Origin of the sequence: Paraburkholderia sp. BL25I1N1, from assembly GCF_003002025.1 — a bacterium.
Classification (GTDB): Bacteria; Pseudomonadota; Gammaproteobacteria; order Burkholderiales; family Burkholderiaceae; genus Paraburkholderia.
Window position 1 is genome coordinate 57,775 of record NZ_PVZB01000006.1, and the last position, 26,835, is coordinate 84,609.

22 protein-coding genes are annotated in these 26,835 nt (G+C 63.0%); 10 read left to right on the top strand and 12 right to left on the bottom strand.

Annotated features, from left to right (window positions below; genetic code table 11):
• Positions 1-121: 121 nt before the first annotated feature.
• Entirely contained in the window at positions 122-913 is a 792-nt protein-coding gene (locus tag B0G73_RS10885; protein WP_106280553.1) for a hypothetical protein, read from the bottom strand.
• A 366-nt stretch (positions 914-1,279) separates the two neighbouring features.
• Between B0G73_RS10885 and B0G73_RS10890 the strand changes: the two genes are divergently transcribed.
• Positions 1,280-3,307 carry a hybrid sensor histidine kinase/response regulator gene (locus B0G73_RS10890; RefSeq protein ID WP_106280554.1) on the top strand — a complete coding sequence of 676 codons (2,028 nt, stop codon included), beginning with the start codon at positions 1,280-1,282 and terminating at the stop codon, positions 3,305-3,307.
• 129 nt (positions 3,308-3,436) lie between these two features.
• Here B0G73_RS10890 and B0G73_RS10895 read toward each other — a convergent pair whose 3' ends face one another.
• The 4 genes from B0G73_RS10895 to B0G73_RS10910 all read right to left on the bottom strand — a co-directional run bounded on the left by B0G73_RS10895 (position 3,437) and on the right by B0G73_RS10910 (position 7,178).
• Entirely contained in the window at positions 3,437-4,207 is a 771-nt protein-coding gene (locus tag B0G73_RS10895) for a response regulator transcription factor (RefSeq protein ID WP_106280556.1), read from the bottom strand.
• Between the two features lie 329 nt (positions 4,208-4,536).
• Positions 4,537-4,746: a hypothetical protein gene (locus B0G73_RS10900; protein WP_106280558.1), complete on the bottom strand. Its 210-nt coding sequence runs from the start codon at positions 4,744-4,746 to the stop codon at positions 4,537-4,539.
• Complete coding sequence (gene cydB, locus B0G73_RS10905) at positions 4,721-5,725, bottom strand: cytochrome d ubiquinol oxidase subunit II (protein WP_106280559.1); 1,005 nt, start codon at positions 5,723-5,725, stop codon at positions 4,721-4,723. The genes B0G73_RS10900 and cydB overlap by 26 nt, the downstream gene beginning before the upstream one ends.
• Before the next feature lie 40 nt (positions 5,726-5,765).
• Positions 5,766-7,178, bottom strand: a complete 1,413-nt coding sequence (locus tag B0G73_RS10910) for a cytochrome ubiquinol oxidase subunit I (protein WP_106280561.1) — start codon at positions 7,176-7,178, stop codon at positions 5,766-5,768.
• A 171-nt stretch (positions 7,179-7,349) separates the two neighbouring features.
• Here B0G73_RS10910 and B0G73_RS10920 point away from each other — a divergent pair, with 171 nt between their 5' ends.
• Both B0G73_RS10920 and B0G73_RS10925 read left to right on the top strand, forming a co-directional pair.
• Positions 7,350-7,658 (top strand): hypothetical protein, encoded by a 309-nt coding sequence (locus tag B0G73_RS10920; RefSeq protein ID WP_146144165.1) that lies wholly within the window; start codon positions 7,350-7,352, stop codon positions 7,656-7,658.
• A gap of 282 nt (positions 7,659-7,940) precedes the next feature.
• Positions 7,941-8,762, top strand: coding sequence for an alpha/beta fold hydrolase (locus tag B0G73_RS10925; protein ID WP_106280566.1), 822 nt, complete (start codon positions 7,941-7,943; stop codon positions 8,760-8,762).
• A 118-nt stretch (positions 8,763-8,880) separates the two neighbouring features.
• On the opposite strand, the gene B0G73_RS10930 is transcribed toward B0G73_RS10925, so the two are convergent.
• A complete protein-coding gene (locus B0G73_RS10930) occupies positions 8,881-9,423 on the bottom strand; it encodes a DUF2867 domain-containing protein (protein ID WP_106280568.1) in 543 nt (180 codons plus the stop codon).
• A 390-nt stretch (positions 9,424-9,813) separates the two neighbouring features.
• Between B0G73_RS10930 and B0G73_RS10935 the strand changes: the two genes are divergently transcribed.
• Together B0G73_RS10935 and B0G73_RS10940 are read left to right on the top strand one after the other, a co-directional pair.
• Positions 9,814-10,650 carry an NAD(P)-dependent oxidoreductase gene (locus B0G73_RS10935; RefSeq protein ID WP_106280569.1) on the top strand — a complete coding sequence of 279 codons (837 nt, stop codon included), beginning with the start codon at positions 9,814-9,816 and terminating at the stop codon, positions 10,648-10,650.
• A 29-nt stretch (positions 10,651-10,679) separates the two neighbouring features.
• The gene (locus B0G73_RS10940) at positions 10,680-11,972 is read left to right on the top strand and encodes an MFS transporter (protein ID WP_106280571.1); all 1,293 of its coding nucleotides are present in this window, start codon (positions 10,680-10,682) and stop codon (positions 11,970-11,972) included.
• 167 nt (positions 11,973-12,139) lie between these two features.
• On the opposite strand, the gene B0G73_RS10945 is transcribed toward B0G73_RS10940, so the two are convergent.
• From B0G73_RS10945 to garL, 3 genes are all read right to left on the bottom strand, one after another.
• Entirely contained in the window at positions 12,140-14,155 is a 2,016-nt protein-coding gene (locus B0G73_RS10945) for a glycoside hydrolase family 28 protein (protein WP_106280573.1), read from the bottom strand.
• 241 nt (positions 14,156-14,396) lie between these two features.
• A complete protein-coding gene (locus B0G73_RS10950; protein ID WP_258193267.1) occupies positions 14,397-15,290 on the bottom strand; it encodes a 2-hydroxy-3-oxopropionate reductase in 894 nt (297 codons plus the stop codon).
• A 31-nt stretch (positions 15,291-15,321) separates the two neighbouring features.
• Positions 15,322-16,122 carry a 2-dehydro-3-deoxyglucarate aldolase gene (gene garL, locus B0G73_RS10955; protein ID WP_106280576.1) on the bottom strand — a complete coding sequence of 267 codons (801 nt, stop codon included), beginning with the start codon at positions 16,120-16,122 and terminating at the stop codon, positions 15,322-15,324.
• A 222-nt stretch (positions 16,123-16,344) separates the two neighbouring features.
• Here garL and B0G73_RS10960 point away from each other — a divergent pair, with 222 nt between their 5' ends.
• On the top strand, positions 16,345-17,928 hold the full coding sequence (locus tag B0G73_RS10960) for an aldehyde dehydrogenase (NADP(+)) (protein WP_106280578.1): 1,584 nt from the start codon (positions 16,345-16,347) through the stop codon (positions 17,926-17,928).
• 81 nt (positions 17,929-18,009) lie between these two features.
• Here the strand turns inward: B0G73_RS10960 and B0G73_RS10965 are convergent, their stop codons facing one another.
• The 3 genes from B0G73_RS10965 to kdgD form a co-directional block, all read right to left on the bottom strand.
• Positions 18,010-18,753 carry a FadR/GntR family transcriptional regulator gene (locus B0G73_RS10965; RefSeq protein ID WP_106280579.1) on the bottom strand — a complete coding sequence of 248 codons (744 nt, stop codon included), beginning with the start codon at positions 18,751-18,753 and terminating at the stop codon, positions 18,010-18,012.
• Between the two features lie 200 nt (positions 18,754-18,953).
• The gene (locus tag B0G73_RS10970) at positions 18,954-20,306 is read right to left on the bottom strand and encodes an MFS transporter (RefSeq protein ID WP_106280581.1); all 1,353 of its coding nucleotides are present in this window, start codon (positions 20,304-20,306) and stop codon (positions 18,954-18,956) included.
• 225 nt (positions 20,307-20,531) lie between these two features.
• Entirely contained in the window at positions 20,532-21,449 is a 918-nt protein-coding gene (gene kdgD / locus B0G73_RS10975; RefSeq protein WP_106280583.1) for a 5-dehydro-4-deoxyglucarate dehydratase, read from the bottom strand.
• 226 nt (positions 21,450-21,675) lie between these two features.
• On the opposite strand from kdgD, the gene garD reads away from it, so the two are divergent.
• The 4 genes from garD to B0G73_RS10995 all read left to right on the top strand — a co-directional run bounded on the left by garD (position 21,676) and on the right by B0G73_RS10995 (position 26,701).
• Positions 21,676-23,265 carry a galactarate dehydratase gene (garD, locus tag B0G73_RS10980; protein ID WP_106280585.1) on the top strand — a complete coding sequence of 530 codons (1,590 nt, stop codon included), beginning with the start codon at positions 21,676-21,678 and terminating at the stop codon, positions 23,263-23,265.
• A gap of 49 nt (positions 23,266-23,314) precedes the next feature.
• Positions 23,315-24,157 carry an NAD(P)-dependent oxidoreductase gene (locus B0G73_RS10985; protein ID WP_106280587.1) on the top strand — a complete coding sequence of 281 codons (843 nt, stop codon included), beginning with the start codon at positions 23,315-23,317 and terminating at the stop codon, positions 24,155-24,157.
• A complete protein-coding gene (locus B0G73_RS10990; protein WP_106280589.1) occupies positions 24,154-25,083 on the top strand; it encodes an SMP-30/gluconolactonase/LRE family protein in 930 nt (309 codons plus the stop codon). Before B0G73_RS10985 ends, B0G73_RS10990 begins: the two co-directional genes overlap by 4 nt.
• Before the next feature lie 625 nt (positions 25,084-25,708).
• Positions 25,709-26,701, top strand: a complete 993-nt coding sequence (locus tag B0G73_RS10995) for a TRAP transporter substrate-binding protein (RefSeq protein WP_106280590.1) — start codon at positions 25,709-25,711, stop codon at positions 26,699-26,701.
• Positions 26,702-26,835: the final 134 nt, after the last annotated feature.

The following is a 26,835-nucleotide window of genomic DNA, read 5'->3' on the forward strand; positions in this document are numbered from 1 at the left end:
ATCCTAGGCGGTGCGCGCTCACAAAAAAAGGCGCATCGTAGGTGGCGCGCGGGCCGGCTGTGCCGCGTCCGGGACGTCGTGAGAGGGCGCCGAGGCCCAGCGGGCGCACGGCCGCGTGCTATTACGCGGCCGCTTCATTCATTTCGCTGTCGCTCGATTCGGCGGCGAGCAGGTTCAGCGCGAGCAGGATCGCCGGGCGATTGTCGACGTCGATCTCGATGCCGAGCACGTCCGTGAGCCAGCGGCCGATCTTCGTATTCGAAAAATCCTCGGCGCCAGCCGTCTTCTTCATGGTGACGCCGAGCTTGACGGCGCGATAGTGATACGAGGGCACACGATGCTGCGCTGCGACTGCCGACAAACCGCCTTTGCCTTCCGAGCACCAGCCGAGGCTGCCGGCCAGCACGATCCGCTCCGGTTCGTCGAGGCTTTCGATAAAGGCGCGCGCCGAGAACCGCACGCGCTGTTCGTCGAGGCCGTATTGCAGCAGCACGCTTTCCACCGGATCTTCCAGCGCCTGCGCGTGCAGATCGATTTCCTGCGCCATGCCGTCGTTTTCCATCGATACGTTGCGCTGATGGCCGGCGCTGCGCAGGCAGTCGATCAGGTAGCGGCGGAAATACGCGCACAATGCGTAGCCGTTGGACGGCGCGCTGTCGGCGCAGGCGTGGGTTTCGGTGTGGCCGGGCGCGAGACGCAGCACCTTCGCGTAGATGAACTGGGCGACCAGTTCTTCCTTGTCCTCGCCGAGCGCCTGCAGTTCGAGCGGGTGATAGGTCCGCAAAGCCCGCTTGACCAGTTCGACCATCGACACCATTTCGTCGCCGGACAACCGGGTGCGCCGGCGCCACAAATCCGGCAGGATTGCATCGTCGAGATTGCGGACGAACTCGTGGCTCGGAACTGCGCCCATGAAAACCTCCATAAGGGGAAAGGCAAGGAGCGCGGTGAGCCTGAACTGCAGGCGGGGTGTGGATGTTGAAGCTTTGAGGCCGCGCTGGAATGTGAAGCCAGTATGGTTTCCAGCGGCGGCTTCGCCTATATGGATTAAGTGGTAGCTGATGGGTAAACTGCCGGGTAAACCATCCGGCAAAGTGCATCTTATTCGTCTGAAGTAAAACGGGCTTGCACCGGAAAATTGCATCGCACTGCGGCTACGCAGTTGCATCGCAGACGTAGAGCCACGCCGTATCCGAAGTGTCCGATGCGGCTTGCGCCGCTTGCGTCGCCGCGCTTCGATCCACCTAACCGAATTTGCCGAGTCCGAGGAGACCGCGTGATGCGGGCCGACCCGATCCAGCGTGCCATCGACGAAGACCTGGTGCGTGTGCTGTACGCGCAAGATCCGATTGCTTTCTTTTCGCACTGGTTTTCGATCGCGGTGCTGGTGTCGATTTACTGGCCGAACATACCGTCGCCGCCGCTCTTTATCGCGTGCTTCGGTTTCTATGCCGCGGCCAATTGCGCCAGTCTCGCGCTGTGGCTCGTCAACCGCCGTTACCCGCAACTCGTCTCGCCACGCGGCTGGATCGTGCTTCACGCGGTGCGCGGCATGCTGCTCTACAGCGGGCCGGGCATCGCCGTGTGGTTCGCGTTCCAGAGTCCGCAGTCCGACCTGCCGCTGCTGCACACGGTCATGCTCGTCACATTGGCCGCCGGCGTGTTCATGTCGAATGGCTTCGACCTGCTGAATTTCTCGACCTCGATTCCGTTCCTGCTGTTTCCGTCGATCGTCATGCATTTCGGCACGCATACGTTCGACCGCACGCTGCTCGCCATCGTCCTCGCGTTTTTCTTCTGCGCGATCAACGTCTACGCGCTGAGTTATCGCAAGCTGTTCCAGCAGGTCGTGCAGGCGCGCGTCGATCAGCAGTATCTGGCGGAATCGCTGGCCGCGCAAAAACGGGTCGCCGAAGAAGCGAGTCTTGCCAAGACGCGCTTTTTTGCGGCCGCCAGCCACGATTTGCGCCAGCCGCTGCATGCGATCGGCCTGCTCGCGGCCTCGCTGAACGACGCGGCGGCGACGCCCGTGCAGCACGCGAAAACCGCCGAGCACATTGTCTACAATGTCGAGGCGCTGAACCAGTTGTTCAACCAGGTGCTCGATCTGGCGCGGCTCGAAAGCGGCGTGACCCAGGTGATCCGGCTGCATTTCCGGCTGTCCGAACTGTTCGAGCGGGTCGGCAGCCAATACCGTCCGCAGGCGGCCGCCAAGGGGCTGGCGCTGCGCATCGCGCCGACCGCGATGGTGGTGCACGACGATCCGGTGCTGCTCGAACGCGTGCTGAGCAATCTGCTGTCGAACGCGGTGCGCTATACCGAAGACGGCGCGATCTGGCTGGGCTTGCGCCGCGCCGGGCGGCAGACGGGCGGCTTTATCGAAGTGCGCGACTCGGGCATCGGCATTCCCGCAGAGGAGCACGCGCGCATCTTCGAGGAGTTCTATCAGGTCGCCAATCCGCAACGCGACGCGCGCCAGGGGCACGGCCTCGGCTTGCCGACGGTGAAGCGGCTGGTCGAGATGCTCGGCGGCGAGTTGCAATTGCGCTCGGCGCCGGGCCGCGGGTCGGTGTTCCGCTTTCCGGTGCAGGCGGGCGACCCCGGCGGCATCGTGGCGAGCCTGAACGAAGCCGTGGCGGGCGGTCCGTCGGCGCAAGGGCGGCACGTGCTGTGCATCGACGACGATCCGTCGATTCTCGAAGGCCTCGTCAGTCTGCTGGGCCGATGGGGTTGCAGCGTGCTAGGCGCGCGCGACGAAGCCAATGCGCTCGCGGCGCTCGAAGGCGGCTTCGTGCCGGATGCCGTGCTGTGCGACTACCAATTGGCGAATCACCGGACCGGTGCGCAGGCGCTCACGGCCGTGCGCAACGTGCTCGCGCGCGCGGGGCATGACAATGTGGTGACGCTGCTGATCACGGGCGACATGGCGTCGGCCGAACTGGCGGCGCTCGCCTTGCAGGGGATCCCGGTGCTTCATAAACCGGTCACGCCGGCGCGCTTGCGGCGCACGCTGGAGATGCTGTGGCAGCAGGCCGAACTGGACAAGGGGCGGGCAGCTGCGGCGCTGGCATTACGCGTGGGGCAAACGGGACCAGAAGCGGGAAATGAAGCGGGAAATGAAGCGGGAAATGAAGCGGGAAATGAAGCGGGAAATGAAGCGGGAAATGAAGCGAGCGGCCAGGTGATGCATGGCGCGATGGCGGCTGCTGGGAGCGCGGCGCAAGGGGACGCGAGAATGGGATCGAAGAGCGAGCCGCAAAGCATTTTGACCCGAAGCACCCAGTCGCAAAGGGAGCCGCAAAAGTAGAGGCGAACCGGAGAAGTTGAGGCGCGGCACAAAAGGACAGGCGAACCGGAGAAGTGGATGGGCGGCGCAAAAGTAAAGGCGCGCCTGCTGCACACGGCGGCGCGCCCGCCGGCCGCCGCCGACCTCGTGCTACAGGGTTTTCCCAGCTTCCAGCCAGCCATTGATGACGGCAATCGCCGTCGACCGGTTATGCACACCGAGTGCCCGGAAGATCACCGACAGATGCACCTTCACCGTGCCTTCCGCAACGCCCAGATCGCGCGCGATCATCTTGTTGGTCCAGCCACGATGCACGAGCCGCATGATGTCCTGCTGACGCGGCGACAGATTCTCCAGCAGATGCTGCTGGTGCGGCTGCAACGCCTGGATCTGCGTAAGGGGTTCGGTGAGCGTGGCGCCGCCCTGGCTGGCTGCGTGCGCACCGACCGGAGCCACATGCTGCGGCGCCGGTTCGGCGAGCGCTTCGGCACGCGCGGGCGCGGCCTGCGCGTCGCGCGAGCCCAGCAGGCTGAGCGCTTCCATCGGCACATAGGCACCGCCTGAGAGCACCAGTTCGATCGCCTTGAGCATGACGCTGGCGGGCTGGCGCTTCGGCACGAAACCGAGCGCGCCGGCGGCCAGCACGGCGCGCATTTCGTCGGGCGATTCTTCGGCGGAGAGAACGACGAGCGGGAGCGCCGGATTCGCTTTCAACAGCACTTCGAGCGATGAAGCGCCGCTCATGCCCGGCATATGCAGATCGACAATGGCGAGATCGTGATCGGCGTCGGGACGCGCGAGCAGGGCAAGCGTCTCCCAGTTGTCGGCTTCGTCGAACTGGGCGTCGGGATCGAGGCCGCGCAGCATGCCTTTGACACCCTGCCGGATCAGTTCATGGTCGTCGGCTACAAGAAACTTCATGATGTCTCCGCGAGTCGGGCCTGCCCGATGTGGGCTACCGCCGTTATAGGGTCTCGTTTTACTTCTAGCCTCGTGAATCGCATCATTGCCGCCCACCCCGCGATCATATGCCTGATCGGTGGCGCGGCGCACCTTGCGGCGGCCGCTTATATAACCGTATATTCGTTAAATCGCCGACTGATCCGATGCGCCACATGATCTGTAAGGCAGGTCTCCCGCGCATAGGTTCCGGCTTGCATGGTAGACGAGCGGAACGGCCCTTTTTTGAAGGCATCCATCAAGGATTCCGAAGGTTATGCGCGCCGGATCGAAGTGCGCTGAAGCAGTCTCTATTTGACTGCAAATAACGTCGCATTCATCAAAATCTTGAATGCGAATCCGAGCGACATCGCCGAGCCCACGCCGAAGCACCACAGCGCGATAAACCAGAGCCAGCCCGGCAGTTTGCGCGCCGTTGCCGCCGCTGCTGTCGATGCTGTCGATGCGCCGTGAGTCGCGCCGGCGTCCGTCTGCTCAGTGATAGTGATGTTGGTCGCCATGACGCACCTTGCCGCGAAATACCCAATAACCCATCGTCGTGTAGGCGATGATGATCGGCAGAATGACCGCCGCGCCGGCCAGCGTGAACATCTGGCTCGAGCGCGGCGCGGCCGCTTCCCAGAGCGTCATGCTCGACGGAATCGCATACGGCCACAAGCTCACCAGCAGCCCCGCGTAGCCGAGCAGCACCAGCAGCAGCGCGAGCGCGAACGGCGTGTTGTGATGCCGCTCGCGTACCGCGCGATGCATGAGGAATGCCACGACCGCCACGAGGAACGGCACCGGCAGCAGACGGTAGAACAGGCCGTCGTGGAACCAGCGTTGCGCGATATTCGGATCCTGCAGCGGCGTCCACAGGCTGACCATCGCGACGAAGCCGAGCAGCACGACGGTCAGCGGCCAGACCACGCGATGCAGCCGGCGTTGCAGATCGCCTTCGGTCTTCGCCACCAGCCAGCAGCAGCCGAGCAGCGCATACGTGACCACGAGTCCGAGGCCCGTGAGCAGGCTGAACGGCGTGAGCCAGCCGAAGGCGTCGCCGGCATATGCGCCGTCGATCACGGGGATGCCTTGCAGGAACGCGCCCAGCGCAATGCCCTGAAAGAACGTCGCGCCCGCCGAGCCGCCGATGAACGCCAGATCCCACAAATGCTTCGTACGATTCGCTTTGGCGCGAATCTCGAACGACACGCCGCGAAAGATCAGACACACGAGCATGAAGATCAGCGGCAGATACAGCGCGGACAGCACGGTCGAATAGACCGCGGGAAACACGGCGAACAGACCCGCGCCGCCGAGCACCAGCCAGGTTTCGTTGCCGTCCCACACCGGCGCGACGGTGTTCATCATCAGGTCGCGTTCCTTCTCATCGGGGAAGAACGGGAAGACGATGCCGATGCCCAGATCGAAGCCGTCCAGCACCACATACATGAAAAGGCCCAGCGCGATGATCGCGGCCCACACTACGGTTACGTCCATGTTTTTTCTCTATCGCAAGTAGCTGCTGCAGCAGGGTGGTTCAGGCGGCGTCGATCATGTGATCGGCGGCGGAAAGCGGGCGGCGCGCGGTCTCGTTTGACGAGCGCTCCGGCGCGTCGTGCGGCGTGTGACCGGGCAGCGCCGGACCCGCGCGCATCAGCTTGAGCATGTAGTAGACGCCTGTGCCGAACACGAGGAAGTACACGACCACGAACGTCATCAGCGAGATGCCGACCTGCTGCGTGGTGAGCGGCGACACGGCCTGCGAGGTGCGCATCACGCCGTACACGACCCACGGTTGACGGCCCGCTTCGGTGGTGACCCAGCCGGCCAGCAGCGTGATGAAACCCGTCGGTCCCATTGCCACGGCAACGCGCTGGAACCACTTCGATTCGAAGAGGCGTCCACGGCGGCGCAGTACCCACGCGGCGACTGACATCAGGATCATCAGCACGCCGAGGCCGGCCATGATGCGAAAGCTCCAGAACACCACCGTCGAGTTGGGCCGGTCTTGCGGCGGAAAGTCCTTGAGACCGCGAATTTCGCCGTCCCAGCTATGCGTGAGGATCAGGCTGCCGAGATGCGGAATCGACACGGCATAGCGCGTGGTTTCGGCCTGCATGTCGGGAATGCCGAACAGGTTTAGCGCGGTGCCGCCTTTTTCGGTGTCCCACAGACCTTCGATCGCCGCGATCTTGGCCGGCTGATATTCGCGCGTGTTCAACCCATGCTGATCGCCGACGAATGCCTGGATCGGCGTGAGAATCAGCAGCAGCCAGAGCGCCATCGAGAACATTTTCTTGACGGCCGGATCGCGCCGTCCGCGCAGCAGATGCCACGCGCCGACCGCCGACACCACCAGCGCGGCGACGATGAACGCCGCGAGCGCCATATGCGCGAGCCGGTATGGGAACGACGGATTGAAAACGATCTTGAACCAGTCGAGCGGCACGACGCGCCCGTTGACGACTTCGAAGCCTTGCGGCGTTTGCATCCAGCTATTGGAGGCGAGAATCCAGAAGGTGGAGATCAGCGTGCCGACCGCCACCATCAGCGTGGCACCGAAGTGCGCGCGCGGACTCACGCGCTGCCAGCCGAACAGCATAATGCCGAGGAAACCCGCTTCGAGGAAGAACGCGGTCATCACTTCGTACATCAACAGCGGGCCGGTGACGGGGCCGGCGAAACTGGAGAAGCCCGACCAGTTGGTGCCGAACTGATAGCTCATCACGACGCCGGAAACCACGCCCATGCCGAAGGCCACGGCGAAGATCTTCGACCAGAACAGGCAAAGGTCTTTGTAGTACGCCTTGCGGGTTTTCAGCCAGCGCCATTCGAGGACGGCGATGAAACTGGCGAGGCCGATGCTGAGCGCCGGAAAAACGATGTGGAAAGAGACGGTGAACGCAAACTGGATGCGGGCAAGATCGAATGCCGATAGAGCGGAGTTCATGAGCGTGACGTACTTGAAGTGCGTGGGATCCGTGAGGGCGGACTACGCGCGTCGACCGTTGTCGGTGCGCACTGCGCTGGGCAGATGGCGCAAGAGTAGGGGATGGTCGAGTTCTGTGCTGCGACGCGACGTGCGTCAAAAAACCACCTTGTTTTATGGTGATTTTCTTTTTTGGGACGGCAAACCGTTGATGAACATCAATTTTTTCTGATCGCATCGCTGAGCACTATGCGGGCGCATGCACACTTTGGCTGCGCAACTGCGGCAATCGACCGCGCTGCAGCATTGTCGCGCGGCGCGTTCTACGCTTCTGACGCGGCTGCAGTGTTTCCCGCGGCAACGACTTTGCTCGGCGATTCGATCGGCAAGGCGATATTCGGCAATTGGGATTCGCTCGTCATCAACCGACAATCGCTCCGTCCGAACCGACTTTCCATGCGCGCGGCGGCTAGCCATCAAGCCCGATTGCCCATACCATGAAGGCAGCCAGACGGCAGCATTTTTCAAAACAGCGCATGCTAGTTGGCGCGTGCACGCCGTATAGCCAGTCCAATATTTTTTCCCGTTATCCGCTTCGAATAGTCATAGCCGACGTACCGACCAGCCGAACGGCCCGGCGCGTCGCGAATCCGTTATCCAGATGTGGTGCAGGGCATGTCGTGCCTGAATGGGCGTCGTGTCGCGCGCCGCGAGAATGCTTCGAGAAGGCACGCATCATCCACCTGCCGGCAACGGCAGACTTCAACTACAAGGAGTCAGCAGATGAGCACGATCAAGACGAAAGACGGTACGAGCATTTTCTACAAGGACTGGGGCAAGGGCCGCCCGGTCGTCTTTTCGCACGGCTGGCCGTTGAGCGCGGACGCCTGGGACGCGCAGATGCTGTTTCTCGGCAGCAAGGGCTTTCGCGTGATCGCGCATGACCGGCGCGGGCATGGCCGCTCGGAGCAGACGTGGGACGGCAACGACATGGACACCTACGCCGACGATCTCGCGGCGCTGATCGAACACCTCGATCTGCAGGAGGCCACGCTCGTCGGCCATTCGACAGGCGGCGGCGAAGTCGCGCATTACATCGGCCGGCATGGCACGCAACGCGTCGCGAAGGCCGTGCTGATCGGCGCGGTGCCGCCGTTGATGCTGAAGACAGGGAACAATCCGAACGGCACGCCGATCGACGTGTTCGACGGCATCCGCAAAGGCGTGGAAGACGACCGCTCGCAGTTCTTCAAGGATCTCGCGCTGCCGTTCTACGGCTACAACCGTCCGGGCGCGAAGGTGTCGCAAGGCGTGATCGATTCGTTCTGGGTCCAGGGCATGGCCGGCTCGATCAAGGGGCTGTACGACTGCATCAAGCAGTTCTCCGAAGTCGACTACACCGAAGACCTGAAGAAGATCGACGTGCCGACCCTGGTGCTGCACGGCGATGACGACCAGATCGTGCCGATCGATGCCGCCGGCCGTCTGACCGCGAAGATCGTGAAGAACGCCACGCTGAAGGTCTATCCGGGTGGCCAGCACGGCATGTGCACCGTCGAGGCCGCCAAGGTGAACGGCGACCTGCTGGAGTTCATCGGATCGTGATGCGATGCTGCGGTGATTTGTATTGATGCCGCGAGCGCGGCGGGTCGTGTGCAGGCACGCGCGCCCGGTCGCACTCAAGCCTGAACCGCGGGCCTTCGCGCCCGCGGTTCGAGCCGCTTCAGGCGGTCGGCCAGCCGATCCGCGCGGCTCGTTGCAACGACGAGCGCACCACCAGCCGGTGGAACGGCGCGATCGCGCGAATATAGAAACGGCCGAGTCGATTGTGGCAATGCACGACGGTCGACAGGATCAGATAGCGCGAACTGCCTTCGCGCGTGCTGCGGGTCTGCTGCAGCACTGAAACCCGGAAGTCGAGATGACGGTCGTTTTCGCCGAGGATGATCTCGTGCGCGCTGCGCGTGTAGATCCTGAAGATGTCGAGGCGCTCCCTTGCGGCGGCCGGATCCTTGATGCTGCGTAACTGCCTGGCAGTCTTCAAGCCGGCACGCGCGACGATCGCATCGCGCACGCTCATCAGTTTCGCGACCCATCCCGCCTGATGCTTGAACACGAAGCGCGCGAGCAATTCCGGATCGTCGATGGCGTTCTCGGGCAAGCGGACGGCGTACGCGTCGGCCAGGTCCGGCGCGTCATAGAAACGCGCGACGCCTGATTCAGCCGGCACGGCAACGGGTTGCACTGGACAGCGGGCAGTGAGCATGGTGACGTGCGGCGCTAAATGATGAATTGAAGAGGGACGCTGCGCCGGGTCATGGCGGCAGGTCGGCTTAAACGGGAGCGCATCAAGTCTACGCGATTGTGGGCGTCCGCGCGGAGCGGCCGGCGCGGTTGTTCAGGTCGTGCATCTGCGTAAAAGGTCGTCCTAGTTATACGATGTCACATAAATAATCGAAGTGTATTTGCTTGTTTGATAAGGAGAAACAAGGTTGCAGCGAATCCGAATAAGGGTAAGTGCCTAATTGAAATCCGGCCTGGCATCGCCGATAGTACGTTATCGTACAACTAACGCTGAACCGGCAGACACTGCCGTGATGACAGAAGCGAGTGCTGTACCCAAGTTCGATCGCGCGCGGCGCAGGAAAGGATGCTTATGAAGAAGATTGCTCTCAGTGGAGCCGGCGGCCAGCTAGGCTCGGTGGTACGCGCCGCGTTGGTCGCGCGCGGCACGCCGTTGCGTTCGGCGGCGGGTTCGAAGGCCCTGGTGCCGCTCGTGGATGGCGAGGACGTGATGCACGGCGACCTGCGCGATCCGGCGGTCGTGGATCGTCTGCTGGAAGGCGTCGACGTCCTGATCCATTTCGCGGGGACGAGTGTGGAGCGTCCGCTGCCCGAGATCATCGAAAACAATCTGCGCGGACTCGTCGAAGTGTACGAAGGCGCGCGCCGGCAAGGTGTGAAGCGCATCGTGTTCGCGAGTTCCAATCACGCGATCGGCATGTATCCGGTCACCGAGCATCTGAGCCTCGACTGCGAACTGCGCCCGGACGGTTTCTACGGACTGAGCAAAGTGTGGGGCGAAGCGCTCGCCAGAATGTATTGGGACAAGCATGGCATCGAGAGTGTTTGCGTGCGCATCGGCAGTTGTCTCGAGCGGCCGACCGAGCCTCGGCACTTGAGCACCTGGTTCGGTCATCGCGATCTGCTGCATTTCCTCGATCGTTGCGTCGAAGCGGAGAACGTCGGCTTCCTGACCATCTGGGGCGTGTCGGCCAACACACGCAGCTGGTGGGACAACAGCGGCGCCGAACGTCTGGGCTATCAGCCGACCCAGGATGCCGAGGTCTACGCCGAGGAAATCCTTGCGCGTCCGAATCCGCTCGACGCGCTGGGCCAGCGCTTCCAGGGCGGCAGCTTCGTGGGTATCGATTATTCGCGCGATGACACCGCACCGGACGGCTCGGCCGCTTCCGCCACGCGGCCTGTTTAAGCCGTTCAGGATTACGAGGAGACGCAGCAATGAAAATCAAGGGCATCCGCTGGTGGATGGTCAGTCTGGTCGCGGCCGGGCTCATTATCAATTACCTCGCGCGCAATACGCTGTCAGTCGCGGCGCCGACGTTGATGAAAGACCTCCACATCACTACCGAGCAGTATGCGCACGTGGTCGTGGCGTGGCAGCTTTGCTATGCATTCATGCAGCCGGTCGCGGGCTTCCTGCTCGACACGGTCGGCACCAAGATCGGCTTCGCGGCGTTCGCGCTCGCCTGGTCGCTGGCATGCGCCGCGGCGGCGTGGTCGACGGGCTGGCGCAGCCTTGCGTTCTTCCGCGGGCTGCTCGGCATTGCCGAGGCGGCCGGCATTCCGGCCGGCGTCAAGGCGACGAGCGAGTGGTTCCCGGCCAAGGAGCGCTCGGTCGCGATCGGCTGGTTCAACATCGGCTCGTCGATCGGCGCGTTGCTGGCGCCGCCGCTGGTGGTGTGGGCATTGCTGCACGGCGAATGGCAGTTGGCCTTCGTGATCGTCGGCGTGGCCGGGATCGTGTGGAGCGTGGTGTGGATGGTGCTCTACAAACATCCGCGCAATCAGAAGCTGCTGGGCGACGCTGAACGCGACTACATTCTCAGCGGCCAGGAAGCGAAGCACAGCGACGCCGGCGCCGCCAAGCGCAACTGGTTTGCCATGCTCGGCAGCCGCGATTTCTGGGCGATCGGCATTCCGCGCATGCTGTCCGAGCCGGCCTGGCAGACCTTCAACGCGTGGATTCCGCTGTACATGATGACCGAGCGTCACATGAATCTGAAGGAAGTCGCGCTGTATGCATGGATGCCTTTTCTCGCGGCCGACATCGGCTGCGTGCTGGGCGGCTACCTCAGCCCGCTGTTTCATAAGTACGTGAAGGTGTCGTTGTTCACGTCGCGGAAAATGGTGTTCGTGGTCGGCGCGCTGTTCATGATCGGACCGGCCTGTGTCGGCCTCGTGGCCAGTCCGTATGTGGCGGTGGCGCTGCTGTGCGTCGGCGGGTTCGCGCATCAGACCTTGTCGGGTGCGTTGTATGCGATCACGTCGGATATGTTCGGCAAGAACGAAGTCGCGACCGCGACCGGCATGGGCGGCATGGCGGGCTACCTGGGCGCGGCTGCGTTCACGGCGCTGTTCGGCGTGCTGGTTACGCAGGTCGGGTACAGCCCGCTGTTCGTGGTGCTGGCGGTGTTCGACATCATCGCGGCTGCGGTTGTGTGTCTGCTGGCGAAGAGCGCCGACAAGACGCCCGAGCCGCGCTGGACCCCGGCGAGTGCGGTGGCCAAGTGAGGCGCGTTAAGTGACGATGAATTCCGGACGCTGGTTCAGCGAGTCGGGAAATGAAAATGGCGGCGCTTTCGGGCGTCGCCATTTTTTTGCTCTTGTTCACTGCGTTGTTTCAGTCCTCACGGCTGGACGAAGCTCGCGCTTCGCCCAGCCGTTCAACCGCGTGATGCTTACCGCTTATCAACCACCGTCGTGTTATAGGTCGTCGCGCCGATCACCACATTGTTCAACGTAATGCCGTTGACGTTGTACGCGTAGATCGGCCCGGGCGTGGTCGCGCTCGCGGGTCCGGCCGAAACGGCCGTGCCCAGATTGCAGTTCGAGATCGTCACGCCGGTAATCGGCGGAATGGTCGGCGTCGGGGCCGCGCCGTTGTAGTCGAACGCGACAGGGCCTTGCGCGACGATCGCCTGGAAGCACGAGCCGGTCACGCCGTTAAGCGTCACGTTGCTCGCCTTCACGTTTGAAATGTTCACGTTCTGCACGACCGCCGGCCGGATGCGAATGGCGTCGTTGGCCGGCTGATAGTCGCAGTCGAACGTGATCAGGCCGCCCTGTGCCGCCGACGGATTGGCCGCGCCCGCTGTCACGACACCAAGCGGCACCGTGGCGTTGATCGGACTGCCGCTCAGCAACGCGCTGCCGTAACCCGCGCCTTTCAGGCTGACGCCGTTCGGCAGCGTGACGGTATCGACATAGAAGTTCTTCACGAAGCCGCCGCGATTCATATTCGTCTTGATGCGAATCGCGATGTTCAGCGGATTGGTCGCCCAGTTCTGATTGAGCATCTGCAGATTGCGGGCGTAGATATTCTGCACGCCGCCGCCCATTTCGCTGCCGAGCGTGATGCCGCCGTGGCCGCTGTTCATGATGCAGTTCTGGATCACGTGATTCTGCGCGGGGCCGTATTGCGTATCCAGATCCTTGCCCGACTTGATTGCGATGCAGTCGTCGCCGGTGTTGAACGTGACGCTGTCGCACAGCACGTTGTCGCACGCGTCCGGATCGAAGCCGTCGTTATTCGGGCCGATGCTGTTGGTCGTCACGCCGCGAATCACGACGTTCTTGCAATCGGTCGGATGATGCTGCCAGAACGGCGTGTTGTTGGTGCAGTAGTTCTCCATCAACACATTCGTGCAGCCGATGAACTCGACCATGCACGGACGCAGATAGTGGCCGACGCCGAAGACTCGCTGCGCGACAGGCACGCCGGCTTCGGAGAGCGCGGGCAGGTAGTTCTGGTCCTCCTGCCACGGCGTCGTGGGACTGGTCAGCTGCGCATAAAGCGCATCGGAAATGCCCGGCGCGGCGGTTTTCAGGTCGACGTTCTTCGGATTGAGATACACCTGCGACGGCGTCGACGAATTCACGCAACCGTACGCGCCATTCGATCCCTTGAAGGTCCACCAGCACGTGGCGGTGTTGCCGCTGCCGGCGAACGGTGTCATGGCTTGCCCGTTGAGCACCGAGGTCGCGTCTTCGCCGGTCAGCGCGATGTTGGTCTGGTTGCGTGCGTACACCGGCGAGCCGTAGTTCAGGCAATCGTTTGCCTGCCAGCGGCTATAGAACAGATTGCCGTTGGCGCCGCAAGCGACCGGGCCGTCCTTCGCGTAGTCGGCCGGGTTCGGGCTGAAATAGATCGTGCAATTCGCGCTGAGGTGGAAGTTCACGTTGCTCAGCAGCACGATCGGTCCGGCGCAGTACCAGGTGCCGGCCGGCACGACCACGCGTCCGCCGCCCGCGGCGTTGCAGGCCTGGATCGCAGCGAGAAACGCGGGGCGCGAGTCGAACGAAGCGGCGGCGTTGGTGTGGTTCGAACCAGGGCTCACGGCCGACGCCGAGCCTGTGTACGGATTGGTCGCGGCGACGACGGCGCACGGTGCGGCGCCGTACTGCGTGACGAGGAAGTCGCGTATGGGAAACATCGACTGGGTGATGCCCTGCAAGGACGCGATGATCTGTGTCGCGGCGCCCGAGGTGCCCCAGATCGGATCCTGCACGACCGGCGGCGTGGTTGTCCCGCCGTTGACCGAGCCGCCGCAAGCGGACAGGCCGCCGAGCAACGTCGCCCCCGCTGATGTACCCGCCAGCACGATAAACGCGCGGCGAGCGGGCGAATTCGGTTCGGCCTGGCCGGGTGTTTTCGATGCTGCCCGCTTGCCGCTGGTTTTATCTATGTTTGCCACGGATGTCTCCTTGCCCTTTGCGGGCGTTGTCAGTAATCGTTGCTACTTTTGGGATGCAGAGGCAGTTCGTCAAAGCCGTTTGTTTACGTAAGGCATCCTTAATATTTGTAAAAAAGCTCTGCCGATAAAAGCGGCGCAACTTTTGTCAACTCACGGCAGAGAGGAGGGAATGCACGAATGCGCCGCTGCTTGCCTATCTTTCACGGCAAGCGGAGCGGCGCATCAAACAGCGGCGTGCGGCTTAAGCGGTTTTCTGGCCAATCTCGTGATCGGCGAGGAATTCGAGTGCGCGCACCATTGCCGAGTGGTCCCACGCCTTGCCGCCGTGCGCGACGCAGGCGTTGAACAGCGCCTGGCAGGTGGCGGTATTCGGCAGGGACACGCCGAGCGATTGCGCGGTCGAGAGCGCGAGGTTCAGATCCTTCTGATGCAGTTCGATGCGGAAGCCCGGATCGAAAGTGCGTTTGGTCATGCGTTCGCCGTGCACTTCGAGAATGCGCGACGACGCGAAGCCGCCCATCAGCGCTTCACGTACGCGCGCCGGATCGACGCCGGCCTTGGAGGCGAGCAGCAGCGCTTCGCCCACAGCCTCGATCGTCGCGGCGACGATCACCTGGTTTGCGACCTTGCACACCTGTCCGGCGCCGACGCCGCCGATCAGCGTGACGTTCTTGCCCATCATGTCGAACAGCGGCTTGACGGCATCGAACGTGGCGGTTTCGCCGCCCACCATGATGGTCAGCGAGCCGGCCTTGGCGCCGACTTCGCCGCCGGAAACCGGCGCATCCAGATAGTCCGCGCCGCTCTCACGCACGCGGGCCGCGAACTCGCGCGTGGCCATCGGCGAAATCGAGCTCATGTCGACGACGGTTTGTCCCGCGCGCAGCACGCTCGCGAGACCCTGCTCGCCGAACAGTACGCGCTCGACATCAGGTGTATCCGGCACCATGATGAAAATCACGTCGGCCTGCGCGGCCACCGCGCCGGGGCTATCGCACGCGACGGCGCCCGCCTGGACGAGATCGTCGGGCACGCCGCTGCGCGTGAACGCCGCCAGCGCGACGCCGTTCTTGAGAAGGTTGGCGGCCATGGGTTTGCCCATGATGCCGAGTCCGATAAAGCCTGCTTTTTGCATGGAATGCTCCGAAGATGTCATGGCGGCCGCGTTACTGCTGGCCCGCCTGTTTCTGCATGAAGTGTTTCTGAACCGTCTGCGCGGCGCCTTTCAGCAGCCCCATATCCGCGCACACCGCGACGACGCGGCAGCCCATGGAAATATAGCGTTCGGCGTCGGCCTGCACCGGGGCGAGGATGCCACTCGACTTGCCCGCCGCCTGCGCGCGTTCGAACACGTGCGCGATCGCCGCCTGCACGTCCGGGTGATTCGCATTGCCGAGTTGGCCGTAAGCGGCCGCGAGGTCGGATGGGCCGACGAACACGGCGTCCACGCCGTCCACGGCGAGAATCTCGTCGATCGAGTCGACAGCCTTGCGGCTTTCTATCTGCACGATCACGCAGACGTTGTCGTTGGCGACGCTAAAGTAATCGGCCACGGTCGCATAATGGTTGCCGCGATGACTCACCGATACGCCGCGAATGCCCTGCGGCGGGTAGCGCGTGGCGGCGACGGCGCGGGCCGCGTCGTCGGCGCTTTCCACGAACGGCACCAGAAAATTCGAGAAGCCGCTGTCGAGAAGTCGCTTGATGAACACGCTGTCGTTGGCGGGCGGCCGCACGACCGGCGCGCTGGCGCTGTCTTTGAGCGCCATCAGTTGAGGAATCAGCGTGAGCACGTCGTTCGGCGCGTGCTCGGCGTCCAGCAGCATCCAGTCGAAACCGACAATGCCGAGCAGCTCGGTGACGATCGGGCTGGCGAGCGACGCCCAGCAGCCGATCAGGGTTTCGCCGCCGCAGACTGCCCGGCGGAAACTATTGGGTAAGGGCTGGTAAGGTGTGACGGCGGGCATGGGCGGGTTTCCTCAAGCGACAATGGGTCGGGCAAGCTCCGAAGACGGCTCAACATGGGTTATAGGTCGTCGTATGTCTTGATTGCAGATTAGCACCGGCCTCGCCGATTGTAACGGTCACGTTAACCCGAATTCCTCGCCAGGCAAGCGTTTCAGGTTGCGCGCACGCCTCACAATGTTGTAGGATGACCTATATCTTAGGCCTTCACTCAAGGAAAGCAAATGACAATTACCGGCGAAATGCTGATCGGCCGCAAAGCGGTGCGCGGCGAGGAAAAACCATTGCATGCGTTCAATCCTGCCACGGGATCCGATATCGCGGAGCCGGTTTTCGGCAGCGGCTCGGCGGCGCTTGTCGGACAGGCGTGTGAGTTGGCGCAGCAAGCGTTCGATCCGTACCGTCAACTGCCGCTCACGGTGCGCGCGGAGTTCCTGGAGCGTATCGCCGACGGCATCACGGCGCTGGGCGACGCGCTGATCGAACGGGCGCACCAGGAATCGGGTCTGCCGAAGGCGCGTCTCGAAGGCGAACGCGGCCGAACCACCGGCCAGCTCAAGCTGTTCGCGCAAGTCGTGCGTGCCGGCCAGTGGCTCGCCGCCACGCTCGATTCGCCGTTGCCGGAGCGCAAGCCGTTGCCGCGCTCGGACCTGCGCATGCAGAAGATTCCGCTCGGCCCGGTCGCGGTATTCGGCGCCAGCAATTTCCCGCTCGCGTTTTCGGTGGCGGGCGGCGACACGGCCGCCGCGCTCGCGGCCGGCTGCCCGGTGGTGGTGAAGGCGCACCGCGCTCACCTCGGCACCTCGGAGATGGTCGGCCGTGTGATCCAGCGGGTCGCGCAGGAAATGGACTTGCCTGAAGGCGTGTTCTCGATGATCGTCGGCGCGGGCAATTCCGTCGGCGAGGCGCTGGTCGCGCATCCGGCGATCAAGGCGGTCGGCTTCACCGGTTCGCGCGCGGGCGGCACGTCGCTGATGCGCGTGGCGGCGGCGCGTGCCGAGCCAATTCCGGTCTATGCGGAAATGAGCAGCATCAACCCCGTGTTTCTGCTGTCGAATGCGCTGTCGGCGCGCGGCGAGAGCATCGCGCGCGGCTTCGTCGATTCGCTCGTGCTCGGCGCCGGTCAGTTCTGTACCAATCCGGGCCTCGCGATTGCCGTCGACAGCGACGCGCTCAAGACATTCGTCGCAACGGCGTCCGACGCGCTGAGCGGCAAGCCCGCGCAGACCATGCTGACGTCGGGCATCTGCGCGGCCTATGAGGAAGGCGAGGGCAAGCTGGCCGCGATCAAGGGCGTCGAAGCCGTGGCTCGCGGTGTCGATACAACCGGGCCGACCCAGGCGCGCGCGGCGCTGTTCGTGACCGATGCGCAGACGTTCCTCGCCACGCCGGCGCTGGAAGACGAAGTGTTCGGCCCGGCCTCGACCATCGTGCGTTGCAAGGACGAACAGGAAATGCTGGCGGTCGCCGAGTACTTCGACGGCCAGTTGACGGCCACGGTGCAGATGGACAGCGCCGATCTGGCGTCGGCGAAAAAGCTGGTGCCGATTCTCGAACGCAAGGCCGGGCGGATTCTGGTGAACGGTTTCCCGACGGGCGTCGAGGTGTCGCACGCGATGGTGCACGGCGGCCCGTTCCCGGCTACGTCCGATAGCCGCGCGACTTCGGTTGGCACGACGTCGATCGAGCGTTTCCTGCGTCCGGTGTGCTACCAGGATTTCCCGGCTGATCTGCTGCCGCAAGCGCTGACCGACAGCAATCCGCTGGATCTGTGGCGTCGTCGCGATGGCGAGATCACGCGCAGCTAATTGGCGGGTGGTCGAGTGAAATGAAAAATGGCCGGGAGCGATCCCGGCCATTTTCATTGGCGTGTAACTGAATGAACCGACTCAGCTATTCGCCTCAGCCGCTTCATTCGCCCGCCGCAAGCGCTCGCGGCTATTGGACAGATGCATGCGCATCGCCGCGCGCGCGCCTTCTGCATCATGGCGCGAGATCGCTTCGAGAATGCTTTCGTGCTCGAGGTTGACGAGCGACAGATACGCATCCGGCTCCGCGCGCGCAATGCCCGCCGAATCGAGCCGGTTGCGCGGAATCAGCGCGCTGCCCATTTGCGTGAGGATGTCGACGAAATAGCGGTTGCCGGTGGCGCGCGCCACCGAGATATGAAACTGCAAATCGGCGTCCACGCTGTCCAGCCCGTTGTGACGCGTAGCTTCGATTGCGTCGAGCGCGGTGCGCATGCGGGCGAGGTCGTCCGGCTTGGCGCGCTGGGCCGCGAGACCCGCGCACTCCGTTTCCAGGCTGATGCGCAGTTCGAGGATGGACAACACGTCGCGCAAGGTGGTGGCGGGGACCATGTCGATGCCCAGCTTTTCGCGCTGCGGCTCCAGCACGAAGCTGCCGATGCCGTGCCGCGTCTCGATGATCTTGCCCGCCTGCAAACGCGAAATCGCCTCGCGAATCACGGTGCGGCTCACGCTCAGCGTGACCATGAGTTGCGATTCGGTGGGCAGTTTGTCGCCGGGCTTCAAGGCGTTGGACGCAATTTGCTCGGTGACGTAGCTGACGACGAACTCGGCAAGATTACGCGCGCGTCGTGGCGGTGCCGCGGATGCCAGTGGTGTAGCCATCGAAAACGCCCCTTGAATCAGATAGTTGCAGACACTTCATGCGTTTCATTATACCGTCGTCTGACGACTGATTATAACCACGCCATGTCATTTTTCGGACCGGCGTCCGATACCGCGCCGGAATCCTTTCCCGTCTGCGTTTTACCCTGCCGCAACGCTCATTTCGCCGTCCGCAGGGAAGTACGATAACCGCTACGCGATCAACTCGGCCGCAGTTCGACCCGCTTGATGTCTTTCACGATCACGAGATAGCTGAACACCGTGAGCAGGGCGTTGATGCCCACGAACACCAGCGCGCCGTTGAACGAGCCGGTCTTCGCCACGAGATAGCCGATCACGATCGGCGTCACGATACCGGCGACGTTGCCGAACATATTGAAGATCGCGCCCGAGAGACCGAGCGCTTCCCGCGGCGATGTATCGGCGACGACCGCCCAGCCGAGCGCACCGATGCCTTTGCCGAAGAACGCAAGCGACATGAGCGCGACGACGACCCAGTCGGTCGACACATAATTGCAGCCGATGATGCAAACCGACAGCAGCATGCCCCCGACAATCGGCACCTTGCGCGCGACGGTCAGCGAATGGCCGCGGCGGATCAGCCCGTCGGAGAGAATGCCGCCGAGCACACCGCCGGAGAATCCGCAGATCGCAGGCAGCGAGGCGACCAGACCCGCTTGCAGAATCGTCATGCCGCGCGCCTGCACGAGGTAGATCGGGAACCAGGTCAGGAAGAAGTAGGTCAGCACGTTGATGCAGTACTGCGCGAGATAGACGCCTAGCAGCATACGGTTGCTGAGCAGTTGGCGAACCAGAGACCAGCCGCCGGTGTGCTCGATCCTGCCGGCCGGGCGGGTTGTCTTCTGGCCGTTGACCACGCCGCCGCCTTGCTCGATGTACTCCAGTTCTGAACGCGAAACCCGCGGATGATCAGCGGGATTCTTCATCACCTTCAGCCACGTGAGCGCGAGCAGGAGGCCCATCACGCCCATGACGACATAGACCATGTGCCAGCCGAACGCGTGCGTGAGCCACGCCATCAGCGGCGTGAACACCACGGCGGCGAAGTATTGCGCCGAATTGAAAATGGCCGACGCCGTGCCACGTTCGTTGGTCGGGAACCAGCTCGCCACTACCTTGGCATTGGCGGGAAACGCCGGCGATTCGGCCGCGCCCATCGCGAAGCGCAGCGCGAACAGCGCGGTGACGGCGGCTGCCGCGCTGCCCAGCAGACCGATCGAACTTTGCAGCAAAGTGAAGAGCGACCAGAAGAAAATGCTTGCCGCGTAAACGCGCCGTGCGCCGAAGCGATCCAGCAACCAGCCGGCCGGCAGTTGCGACAGCACGTAGGCCCAACTGAACGCCGAGAAAATGTAGCCCATGCGGATCGCGTCGAAGCCGAACTCGGCGCGCATGGCCGAGCCGGTCACCGACAGCGTGGCGCGGTCCGCATAGTTGAAGGTCGTGATCAGAAAGATCAGCAACAGGATCGCGTAGCGGACTCGGGTGCGCTTTGCGACGTGGGCGGCACTCGCGGTGCGGCTCATTTCCATGGTCATCTCCTGAATTTCTTATGCACGGGAGCGGACTTCTCCCTGGCAGCGAGACCGCACTATGCAGCCGCGGGCCTGTCGATACGTGCTCATGCGGCGGTACAAAAAGGCCCGGCGACGTTGCCGTCCCGGGCGCTCTTTGCGGTGCCGTTTATGCGGTCATCGTTCGCGCGGCCGCCGGGTGTCGACTGCCGCGGTTACGTCAATCCGGTTACGCCAATCCGATTACTGCGGGCCGAGCGACTTGATGAGCGCGTCCAGCTTGCTCATTTCTTCTTCCGTCAGATCGGTCAGCGGTGCGCGGACCGGGCCGGCGCTGTGGCCGACCAGCTTTGCGCCGGCCTTGACGATGCTGACCGCGTAGCCTGCGCGGCGGTTGCGGATCGCCAGGTACGGCAGGAAGAACTCGTCGATCAGCTTGCCGACGGTCGCGTGGTCGTCCGCGGCGATCGCGCGGTAGAAGTCCATCGCGGTCTTCGGAATGAAGTTGAACACCGCCGACGAATACACCGGCACGCCCAGTGCCTTGTACGCCGCGGCATAGACTTCAGCGGTCGGCAGGCCGCCGAGATACGAGAAGCGGTCGCCGAGACGGCGGCGGATCGACACCATGTTCTCGATCTCGCCCACGCCGTCCTTGAAGCCGATCAGGTTCGGGCAGCGCTCGGCCAGACCTTCGAGCATATCGGCGTTAAGCTTGGAGTTCGCGCGGTTGTAGATGATCACGCCCATGTTCGGCACGGACTTGCAAACTTCTTCGGCGTGCGCGGCGATGCCTTCCTGGCAGGCTTCCGTCAGGTAATGCGGCATCAACAGAATGCCGTTCGCGCCGTGACGCTCGGCTTCCTGTGCGTAGGCGATCGCGACGCGCGTCGGGCCGCCGGCGCCGGCCAGAATCGGCACCTTGCCTTTGCAGACTTCGGTGGCCGTTTTCACGACGTTCGAATAGTCGGTGTGCGTCAGCGAGAAGAACTCACCCGTGCCGCCGGCGACGAACAGCGCCGAAGCGCCGTAAGGCGCGAGCCATTCGAGGCGCTCAGCATAGGTATCGGCGCGGAAATCGCCTTGTTCGTCGAAGTCGGTGACCGGGAAGGACAGGAGGCCTTCGGAAACGATCTGCTTCAGTTCCTGCGGTGTCGTCATGATAAGTATCCAGAGCGTCGGAAAGGTTCGTGGTAGCTCAATTAAGTAGGAATTGAGATTTCTTATACGTCATCGTACAACAACAAATCGGCTAACTCAACGGTGTTTTCACGGCATAATGCCTGCCCTAGGGTAAATACGGAACGTCCGCGCAATCTTTCATGTTGTAGGATGACGTATGAATAGTTTGGCGCAGCAGGCGTACGCCGCCATAAGGATCGAGGCAATGGAACAATCTCCGCTCTACATTCGCGTTCACCCGAACGACAACGTCGCGATCGTCGTCAACGACGGCGGTCTGGGTGAGGGCGCCGTCTTCCCCGATGGTCTGGCGCTGCGTGAGCGTGTGCCGCAGGGCCACAAGGTCGCGCTGGCCGACCTGGCCGAGGGCGACGAGGTCATCCGCTATAACGTGGTGATCGGCTATGCGCTGAAGGCGCTGCCGAAAGGCAGCTGGATCAACGAACACGTGATTCGCATGCCGAGCCCGCCGGGACTGGAAGATTTGCCGATAGCCACGATCAAGGCGCCGGAGATGCCGCCGCTCGAGGGCTACACGTTCGAGGGCTATCGCAACGCGGACGGCTCGGTCGGTTCGCGCAACATTCTCGCCATCACGACGACGGTGCAATGCGTGGCCGACGTGGTTCAACACGCGGTGGCGCGCATCAAGGCCGAGCTGCTGCCGAACTATCCGAATGTCGACGACGTGGTGAGCCTCGGCCACACCTACGGTTGCGGCGTCGCGATCGACGCGCCCGACGCGATGGTGCCGATACGCACCGTGCGCAACATCAGCCTGAATCCGAATTTCGGCGGCGAGGTGATGATGGTCAGCCTCGGTTGCGAGAAGCTGCAGCCCGAGCGCCTGATGCCGCCCGGCACGATTCCGATCGCCGCTGCCGCAAACGTGGCCGAGGTCGCGGACATCGGCGATATCGAGGCGGATCTGAATGGCGACGTCGTCGTGCTGCAGGATGAATCGCACGTCGGCTTCCAGTCGATGATCGAGTCGATCATGCGAATGGCCGACGGTCATCTGAAGCGTTTGAACAATCGCCGCCGCGAGACGTGTCCCGCGTCTGATCTCGTGATCGGCGTGCAGTGCGGCGGCAGCGATGCATTCTCCGGTCTCACCGCGAATCCCGCGGTGGGCTACGCGACGGATTTGCTGGTGCGAGCCGGCGCCACGGTCATGTTCTCCGAAGTCACCGAAGTGCGCGACGGCGTCGATCAACTGACGGCGCGCGCGGCCAACCCGGAAGTCGCCGCAGCGATCATCCGCGAAATGCAGTGGTACGACGATTATCTGAAGCGCGGCGGCGCGGACCGTAGCGCCAACACCACGCCGGGCAACAAGAAGGGCGGCTTGTCGAACATCGTCGAAAAGGCGATGGGGTCGATCATCAAGTCGGGTAACTCGGCGATTTCCGGCGTGCTGTCGCCGGGCGAGAAGGTCAAACAGAAAGGCCTGATTTACGCGGCCACGCCGGCTAGCGATTTCATTTGCGGTACGCTGCAGGTCGCGGCGGGTATCAACCTGCATGTGTTCACCACCGGCCGCGGCACGCCGTACAGCCTCGCCGAAGTGCCCGTCATCAAAGTCGCGACGCGCTCGGATCTGGCGCGCCGCTGGCATGACCTGATGGATATCAACGCCGGTACGATCGCGACCGGCGCGGCGACGATCGAAGAGGTGGGCTGGGAACTGTTCCGCCTGATGCTCGACGTCGCCAGCGGTCGCAAGGAGACCTGCGCTGAAAAGCTCAAGCTCCACAATGCGTTGACGCTGTTCAATCCGGCGCCGGTGACCTGATTGATCCGGCTGCCTTGCTCGATCCGATCACACTTACACCAATAGAAACATGACTGACTCGAACCTTGACCGCGGCGCGGCACAGAAACCCTTCCGCCGTCTGCTGCTCACCGGCGCGGCGGGCAACCTCGGCAAGCAATTGCGCGGCGCGCTCGCCGCGTGGGCCGATATCGTGCGCGTCACGGATATCGCGCCGCTCGGCGACGTGGCGGCCCATGAAGAAGCCTCGATCGTCGATATCGCCGACGAAGCCGCGGTTCACGCGCTGCTCGAAGGCGTGGACGCGGTGGTTCACCTCGGCGGCATTTCCGTCGAGGCGCCGTTCGAAGATCTGCTCGAAGCGAATATCCGTGGCCTGTACAACCTCTATTCGGCGGCGCAGAAGCAGGGCGTGAAGCGCATCGTGTATGCAAGCTCGAATCACGCGGTGGGTTTTCATCCGGTGACGGAAGTGGTCGATATCGACGCGCCGCTGCGTCCCGATAGCCTGTACGGCGTGACGAAGTGCTTCGGCGAATCGCTGTCGCGTTACTACTTCGATCGCTTCGGTCTGGAAACGGTGTGTCTGCGGATCGGTTCATCGTTCGAGCAGCCGAAGAATCCGCGCATGCTCGTGACCTATCTGAGCTTTCGCGACCTGATTGAACTGGTGCGCTGCTCGCTGTTCACCAACCGCGTGGGTCACGCCATCGTCTACGGTGTGTCGGATAACCGGACCAAGTGGGTGGACAACACCAAGGCCGCGTTCCTCGGTTTTCGTCCGCAGGACAGTTCGATGGAATTCGAGCATCTGTTTCCGGTCACGGCGCCCACTGCCGATCTCGACGACCCGACCCAGCGTTTCCAGGGCGGCCCGTTCGTGCTCGCCGGCCCGATGGAGCCGAAGCGGTGAGCGCCGCGGCGAACCCGCGCGTGGAGCGGGTCGAGGCGCCGGGCCAGGCGCCGGCTTCGGTCGGCGAGAGTCCGGTGTGGCGGGCTAACGAGCAAGCGCTGTACTGGGTGGATATTCCGGCGCGGAAGATCGCGCGCTTGCGGATCGATTCGGGCGAACGCTCTGAATGGCTGCTGCCGGAGAAAGTCGCGTGCATCGCGTTCGATCATCGCGGTACGGTGCTGGCCGGCTGCGAGACCGGGCTGTTCGCGGTCAAGCTGACTGAGTCCTCGGCTAGCGGCGAACCCGTGCAGGTGACAGGGCGCAAGCTCGCCGCGCCGGCCTTCGCTTGCGACGACATGCGTTTCAACGACGGCCGCTGCGACCGGCAAGGACGCTTCTGGGCCGGCACGATGGTGCAGGACATGGCGGCCGCCAAGCCGGCCGGTGCGCTGTATCGATTCGATGAACGCGGCGCGCTGTCCGCGCCGGTCGTCGAAGGACTCATCACGCAGAACGGCCTCGCGTGGTCGCCGGACGGCACGACGATGTATCTGTCGGACTCGCACCCGTTGCGCAGGCAAATCTGGGCCTTTGATTACGACATCGAAACTGGCGAGCCGCGCAACCGCCGCGTGTTTGCCGACCTGAATCACCATGCGGGCCGTCCCGATGGCGCCGCGGTGGACGCCGACGGCTGCTACTGGATCTGTGCGAACGACGCGGGCCTGCTGCTGCGCTTCACACCCGAAGGCAAGCTGGACCGGCAGATTGCGGTGCCGGCCATCAAGCCGTCCATGTGCGCATTCGGTGGGCGCGATCTGGATACGCTGTTCGTCACGTCGATTCGTCCCGCTGCGAACGCGAGCGAGCACGACGGCCATCTGTTCGCCGTGCGTCCTGGCGTAACCGGGCTGCCCGAGCCGGAGTTTGCCGGCGAACTGTAAGCGGAGCGTGTGAGAGAAGGGCGCCGGACATGTCGCGCATGTCCGGCGCCCTTTGTTTATGTGTTCGATATTCATAGGTCGTCGTACAACATTGTGGTGTAAAGGCTACGCTGTTGTCACATTTTTGCGATAAAACAGCGCGTCCAAGGCATCCCGGTTTTACCCCTCCAGCGCCGTGCCCACCGGCGCATAGACTCGCCGCGTGGTCGATCGGTCATGCGTGCCGGACGCCTTCCTGGTGCGGGTAAATACCGTCTGTACAACTCAAACCGCGTTTTATAGACTTCATATGTCGTCGTACAACATATAAGCCCAAACAAATTCCTTTCTTTGAATTTCGAATTTTCGGTGTGAAGGAGGCGGCGTCGACGTGCGCGACTACTCGCACACGAGACGCAAGCCGATGCAGTTGAAGCAAAAGTAAAAGAGTCGAGTTGGCTGACAGGAGTGCTGAGCATCTGCGCCGGGGACGTTGCACAGACCAGCATGGCAACGCGTGAGTGACCGCAAACGGTGGCGAACGCCGAGCCGGGAGACGCAGCAAACCATGTCGCATCCGCGGGTAGCACCCGCAAGCGGGCCTTCCGCAATCGATTGGATGGTCAATTTTTCAAGGAATTTCACGATGAACAAGAAGTTTGCCTCTTCCCGTGTCTCGCTGATCGTCGCAGCTTCGGTGCTGGCCTTCAGCACCGTGTCGGCACAAGCGCGTGTGTTCCGCGTGTCCGATGTGCACGGCGACACGTACCCGACCAACATGGCCGTGAAATACATGGGGGAACAGATCAACAAGGCAACCGGCGGCAAGGATTCCGTGAAGGTCTTCGGCAATAGCGCGCTGGGCTCCGAAAACGACACGATCGATCAGGTGCGCATCGGCGCGCTGGACATGGCGCGCGCCAACGGTGCCGCGTTCAACGAGATCGTGCCCGAATCGATGATCCCGTCGCTGCCGTTCCTGTTCCGCGACATCGACCATTTCCGCAAAGTGATGTACGGCCCGGAAGGCCAGAAGATTCTCGACGCCTTCAAGGCGAAGGGCATGATCGCGCTGACGTTCTACGAGAGCGGCGCGCGCTCCATCTACACGAAGAAGCCGATTCACACGCCGGCTGACATGAAGGGCCTCAAGGTCCGCGTGCAGCCGTCCGATCTGATGGTCGACGAAATCCGCGCAATGGGCGGCACGCCCACGCCGATGCCGTTCGCCGAAGTCTATACGGGCCTGAAGACGGGTCTGGTGGATGCCGCTGAAAACAACCTGCCGTCGTACGAGGAAACCAAGCACTTCGAAGTGGCGCCGGTCTACTCCGAAACCCAGCATTCGATGACACCGGAAGTGCTGGTGTTCTCGAAGAAAGTGTGGGACACGCTGACGCCGCAAGAGCAGGACATCATCAAGAAGGCCGCGGCGGACTCGGTGCCGTACTACCAGAAACTGTGGACCGCGCGCGAAGCCGACGCGAGCAAGACGGTCACGAAGGGCGGCGCCACCATCGTCGCTTCGACGCAGATCGATCGTGCCGCGTTCGTCAAGGTGATGCAGCCTGTGTGGGCAAAGTACGAAAAGACCCCGCAAATGAAGCAGCTCGTCGACGAGATCCAGGCAGTCAAATAAGGTTCGCCTGAACGGAAGCTATCCAGCGGTGAAGTCGTGAAGGGCCTGCGAGAAGATTTCGCAGGCCTTGCCGCTGTGCGCTTTCTGAACTGAAAAATCGAGCAGATTGCTGAATATTAAAGAAAAAGACAGGT